At 48.5% G+C, this 5,977-nt stretch carries 4 protein-coding genes, 1 tRNA gene and 1 pseudogene; all 6 read right to left on the bottom strand.

Annotation, left to right across the window (positions count from 1 at the left end; genetic code table 11):
* Positions 1 to 231 precede the first annotated feature (231 nt).
* Positions 232 to 2,406, bottom strand: a complete 2,175-nt coding sequence (locus AC3A8L_RS19170) for a hypothetical protein (RefSeq protein WP_487963880.1) — start codon at positions 2,404 to 2,406, stop codon at positions 232 to 234.
* A 374-nt stretch (positions 2,407 to 2,780) separates the two neighbouring features.
* Positions 2,781 to 2,856 (bottom strand) — tRNA-Phe (locus tag AC3A8L_RS19165).
* A gap of 75 nt (positions 2,857 to 2,931) precedes the next feature.
* Positions 2,932 to 3,234, bottom strand: a complete 303-nt coding sequence (locus tag AC3A8L_RS19160; RefSeq protein WP_487963879.1) for an oxidative damage protection protein — start codon at positions 3,232 to 3,234, stop codon at positions 2,932 to 2,934.
* A gap of 48 nt (positions 3,235 to 3,282) precedes the next feature.
* Complete coding sequence (locus AC3A8L_RS19155) at positions 3,283 to 4,257, bottom strand: glycosyltransferase family 2 protein (RefSeq protein ID WP_487963878.1); 975 nt, start codon at positions 4,255 to 4,257, stop codon at positions 3,283 to 3,285.
* A 65-nt stretch (positions 4,258 to 4,322) separates the two neighbouring features.
* Positions 4,323 to 4,472, bottom strand: a pseudogene (locus tag AC3A8L_RS19150) (serine O-acetyltransferase); the annotation flags it as partial.
* 474 nt (positions 4,473 to 4,946) lie between these two features.
* Positions 4,947 to 5,977, bottom strand: a 1,031-nt coding sequence (gene mutY / locus AC3A8L_RS19145; RefSeq protein WP_487963877.1) for an A/G-specific adenine glycosylase, incomplete at its 5' end; no start/stop codon positions are given.

Genomic DNA, 5,977 nt, shown 5'->3' with positions numbered 1-5,977 from the left:
ACATCAGTATAGGCATTTACTTAATTAGACTTTTCGGAACGCACAAAGTCGAGGAGTCAAAGCCGAGCGGCTGGCTTTGACTGGGGTTGCTAATGGTAGACATTGCTGGAAGAAAAATGTCGAGGACGGCTTGAGCGCGTCAGGAAAATTATCGGCCGGCGTGGGCTATGAGTCAGCCCGCCAAGAATAGATTATGTCGGCCTAGGCGAGCTAGTTTATAGCGATGATTAATTAGCGGTCGGGGTAATTCATCGTCAATTTCTGGCCGGAAAGAAGGTCAATGATGATATATGACCAGGCGCCAAGAACGTAGGCGAGGTTTTTTTCTTGGTTGATGTGAAGTCTTCCACCGTGAAATATTTGCTCGTAGCCTTGCGCGTCGCTACTGATAAGATCTGTGCCACCAGTCATCGTGTTGATCTTAATTAATAGCCTTGTCGGCATATAGGAGGATGAATTCTTATCGTTCACATACTGATAGATGTACTTTCCATTCTCCGCTAAATGAGGGTTCGACATTGCAGTGTATTGCTCGTGGTTGTTCAGTATTGGTGTTACCGTATTAGTTGCAAGGTCAAGGAGGGATATAGAATTTGTAATACTATTTTTAAAGGGGATCATTTCATTGGCGATAGGCCCCATATCAATCGGTGAAAAGTATAAGGGCCTTGCGATTTGCCATTCGGCCAGCATCTCAAGTTGATCGTTGACAAGGTTTAATCTAAAAATCCCTGCGCTCGAGTCATTAATCGTACCAAACGGTGAGAAGTGCATGGAAAAAATAAGTGACTCGCCACTGTCAGAGAAGGTGAGGTTGTTTATTTCATAGGAGCCAGTGCTGGTGAGCGCCGCCTGCTGGATTAGTGTTTCAGCGGTTATGCTTTTGTGTAAATTACCACCATTCGGGTTGTATATGTCTAGCATGTTGAATGTGCCAGATCTATGATTGCTGGCGTTGAAATGCCGAGCAGCCGCGACCATTGTATTGTTGGAGTTTATAGCTGCGTCATTAAAAAAAGATGGCCCTCCAAGGTTTTCTGGTGTGCGCTCAATATTTAAGTTAATGGGGGTTAGCTCGTCAGCCCCCAGATCTAGTGTCGACAGGTTTTCTAGGCCTGTAGTAGCCCGCAGGGCGCTATTGCCCGTGAGCGAGATAAGTTCCTGCTCCTCCCCTTGAATGGGGGAGGTTAGTACTTTTTCCTGGTTCATTGTTTGGCTGTCTACTCTCAGAACATCATTCTCATGCGATCGAACGTACCAGTAGTTATCAACCTTTGCGAGGTACTTTGATGGGGCTCCGAAGAATGTGTCGGCATCTTGCTCACTGAGGTAGCCTGACACCTCAAGCGTTGACTCGCCCTCTCGGATAATTATGCTTGAGTCTGAATTGATCGTAAATGAATCTGCTTCACCGTTGTCAGATGAATAGTAGCTTTCTTTCACGAAGGGGGCGTCGATCCTGCCACCTACCGTAGTGGTCTCATTGATTGCTGATAGATCAATATCTAAAAGGTTTTGAGTGGCAATTTGTATGTTGCGAGCATTGACTCGAGGTGGTGCAAGATTAATGAATTCGGAGTTTGTGCTCAGAATAATCTCGTTATCAAGATCGTTAAGCCCGGCATCAATACTCACAATTGCGTAATTTAAAGAGTGGAGGTCGAGTAGCAATAGCTGAAAATCATCAAGGCTAATGATTGCTTTAGAACCTGGTAGCGCGCTTAGTTGCCAGTAGCTATTAAGTCTTTCATCTCGCGTGAATAAAATGCTTTGGTCAGCAAGGGAGATTACGAAAATACGCTCATTCGCACCAAGCACTTCAGATTGGCATACCACGACCGCTTTCTCTAATTCTGGATAAACGATGCCGTTAATGATGTTGTCGCAATCATTCTCTATCACCCATGTATTAGTGGCGAAAAGCGGTTCGGTGGTGTCGGTGTCTAGATTGTATTTAATCAAATTCCGCTTACCTTGGACTCCGTATAGGTTGCGAGTGGCGCCTTGTGCTTCAAGGAAGCTAGTAAAATGCCATCGATTGTCTAAGGTGGCTGCTAGAGCTGAGCCTTGGCTATTGTTTTCTGCGGTGATATTTATTGTGTTCACACCGCTAATTAGCTCAATCGTTGAATGCCAATTGCCGTCTGTACTGAGTTGGGCTGGAGTATCGTTAACGAAGATTTGAGTGTTACTTGTGAGGCTACTTTCGTTGACCGTTCCGCGGACTGTTATTTCTTTTAGGCCGCCCTGCGTGATCGACGCGCTTGGTGGGTAATCTACAGTGAGTTCAAATGGTGTTGAATCATCGGGTTGATCGTTTATATCCTTACCGCCGCACCCATTCAATAACGGTAATAAAAGCAAGCCAGCCGTGGCCAGACGCCGCCATGCTAAATAAATCTCCATCTCTATTCCTCTAACTATTCATAGCAATTCGTAAATGGGAATGGTACCAGAGAATGTATTTGAGGGTTAGGGCTGCAGCGGGTTTGTAGTTAGGCTCGCGGCGGCTATTTGCGGGAGCCTCACCGCTAGATGTCGGTGTGGAAGCCTTCATGCTTTGGCTAGGAAGCCAATGGTAGAGCATTGCCGGGAGCGAAATGCCGAGACGGATTTACGGCGTTTCGGCAAATAGTCGGCGTGAGCCGAGTTGGTGGTGGAGGCAGGGTGGTGCGTACTTCATTCACTAACAATATTGGTGTGGTGTAGGGTTAGGCCGGAGGCTGCGGGCGCAGATAAAAAAAGCCCCAACATTGCTGTTGAGGCTTTTTTGATAAATATGGTGCCCGGTCGCGGAATCGAACCACGGACACGGGGATTTTCAATCCCCTGCTCTACCGACTGAGCTAACCGGGCTTTTCGGGTTGCCCCGAAAGAGGCGCGTATTAAACCCGTATCTCTTGTATGAGTCAAGAGCCTTTTTTGGGTTTTTTAATTACTTTCTGGCGTGTCGTTGTTTGCTGGCTTGGATTCGGGCACGTAGCCTTCGATGGCGTCTAACTCGCCGCCAGTAAAGAACTTTTCCATTTGCGCGCTAAGATACTTGCGGCTGCTGGGGTCGAATAAGCTTAGGTGCTTCTCGTTGATTAACCGTGTTTGGTGGGCTAGCCATTCCTGCCAAGCTTGGGCTGAGATGTTGTCGTACACATCTTGCCCTTTGGCGCCGGGCAGTGGTGGTATCTCTAGGGCGGGGAGGTCTGTTTGGTATTTTTTGCAGAATACAGTGCGAGTCATGGGTGATACCAAAAAATAGATGAGCGATCAAAAGTTTGCCGGGCTGTTTTATTTATCGCCCTTGGCTTTGAATAATAGGCTGTTACGTGCGTAGTCTTTCAGTAAGTGTGGTGGGTCATTGTTGTCCTTTCGTTGTATTGCGGCTCTAAGCTTGAAAAGGGATAGCCCCGTAACAACGATTAAATCGACAACGGCAAAATACAGACGGCCATAATTCTTACAATAGTAATAGCGTCTAGAGCTAAACCAATACTGTGGGCGCCGTTTTACCATTTTACGACCGCTGGCAAGCCCTGTAGAAGCGCCGGCAATATGATACACACGGCTTTTGGGGTTAATCCAGCACTCAAAACCTATTTGTCGTGCTCGAAAGCATAGGTCCACCTCTTCAAAATAAAGGAAGAATTTCTCGTCGAAGCCGTCCAGTGCATCAAAAGTGCTGGCGCGGGCTAAAAAAGATGCCCCGGTTATCCATTCGGCTTGCTGGGCTTCTTCGCTGATCGGCATAGTTATGTTTTTATGCGCGAGCATTTTATCGACGGCGCTGAATCGAAATGAACCGCATAATTCGCTGTAGATACAGGGGAATCGAAAACTGCTGGTGGAGGGGGTGTTGTTGGCATCTAGAAGCTGGCTGCAGACAAAACCGGCTTTGGGGTGCTCCTCCAAAAACTCCAGAAGAGAAGGGGCCGTCTCTGCAAAAATCTGAGTGTCAGGGTTTATAAACCAGTAGTAATCAGGGTCGTAGGGTTTTGCGGCGGCAACGCCCGCATTGCAGCCTGCGCCGAAGCCTTTGTTTTGATCTAGTGGTAGTACTGTCACTTTATTGTGTAGGTTATTAGCCGCTACGAATTTGTCGATTGTGGCTAGGGTGTTATCGCCGGATAGATTATCAACGATGAATAGGTGATTGCTGGAGTCTGGCGCAAGCTCGGGAACGAGAGATTGTAAAAAAGCCTCGATAAATGCTTCGCAGTGATATGTCACTGTAACAATTGCGGTTTGGATTTTATCGTGGCTCATTCAGTAGGCTCGCTTTGATCTTTTGTGGTGGCGGCTTGTGGGGCCTCTGTTTGTGGCGCAAGGTCGCGGATGAATTTCGCGGGCACGCCGCCAACAAGAGTGCAGGGCGCAACATCTTTGGTGACTACGGCGTTGGCGCCGATGATGGCGTCATCCCCGATATGAACATGGCCAAGAATGACAGCACCGGTACCGATCTCTACCCTGTTGCCAATAATGGGCTTTGCGGTTAAGTTTTTTCTATCGGCTACGCCAAAAGTGGTGTTGTGGCGAATATGAACATCATCGCCAATTTCGCGTGCAATAAGCACCATGCCCCCGTTGTGCCACAGCCGAACACGACGCCCAACCTTAACGGTATAGTCCAGTTGTATGCCTAAAAACCAGGTGATCCACCAGTACATAATTTTATACAGTATGGATAGCGGCATGCGTAATAATTTCGACTGTACGCCCATTCGCCAATTGCCAAAACGGTGTGCCCATAAAGCCCATAAGCCAGCTTCAATTAAGCTGCGATCGTGGGTGGCGTAATCCTCTTTTAACAGCGCCGAGAAGGTGATGTTATTGGGGTTGCCGTTATTGTCGCCGGTATTAAGCGGCGGGGGCGCGGTATCTGCCGTGTGTGGGGCGTTCTGATCCATTACATTTCTTACCTTCGCTGGGGGCGTTGTTCTTTAAACTGCTTATCATGTTGTGGCTTTTATCTTACCCAGTAGCTTCTTCACTGGCGCTGCGAGTCCGACACTGGCAGGACAGCAAGGGTCGTACCAAAGCTCGGCGCGCTGCTGTAGGGTGGCAGTGTAAGTAGCCTTCGGCTCTTCAACAAGGCTTTGTGGTTTTAAGCTTTGCGCTACCGGGGTTATATCTAGGTGGTAATGGCTAAAGGTGTGGCGCACGGTGGTGTGAATAATGGCGGCACCTTGAGGCTTTGCTTTGGGCCAGCGTTGTTTGATGATGTTTGGCAGTGTGTCCATATCATCGAATTCCGGTAGGCTCCAAAGCCCCCCCCAAATACCTGAACTTGGCCGCTCTTCGAGCAATGTGCCGCTCGCATTTTGGAGTAGCAACATGTAAGTGTGTTTGACGGGTAATGTCTTTTTGGGTTTTTTACCGGGGTAATTGGCCCAGCTGTCGTCTTTATAGGCTTGGCAGCTATTGGCGATGGGGCACTCAGTGCATTTGGGTTTACTTCGGGTGCAAATGGTCGCACCTAAATCCATCATCACTTGAGTATAAGCGCGGTTATCTTGTTTCCGTGCTTTCTTTGGGGCTAAAGCTTCAGCTACATCCCAAAGTGCATTAGCCGTTGCGGTTTGCCCGGGCCAACCTTCTATGGCGTAGTGTCTGGCTAATACGCGCTTTACGTTGCCATCGAGAATGGCGGCGGGTTTTTGAAAGGCTAGACTTACTATTGCGCCCGCCGTGGAGCGCCCGATACCGGGCAGTGTAACCAGCTCGTCTACGCTGCTGGGGAATTCGCCTGAAAAATCATTAAATACAGCGTTCGCTGCTTTGTGTAAATTGCGCGCACGGGCGTAGTAGCCTAAGCCCGTCCACAGGTGCAGCACGTGGTCTACCGGGGCGGCGGCTAAGGCTTGCACGTTAGGGTAGTGGCTAATAAAGCGTTCGAAGTAGGGGATAACCGTATCGACCTGCGTTTGCTGCAGCATGATTTCGGATAGCCAGACTTTGTACGGCGTTATATCTTGCTGCCACG

It is taken from the genome of Marinagarivorans sp. (assembly GCF_982758155.1).
Note: the sequence above shows the minus strand (reverse complement) of the source record. Positions and strands in the feature narration are given on the sequence as shown.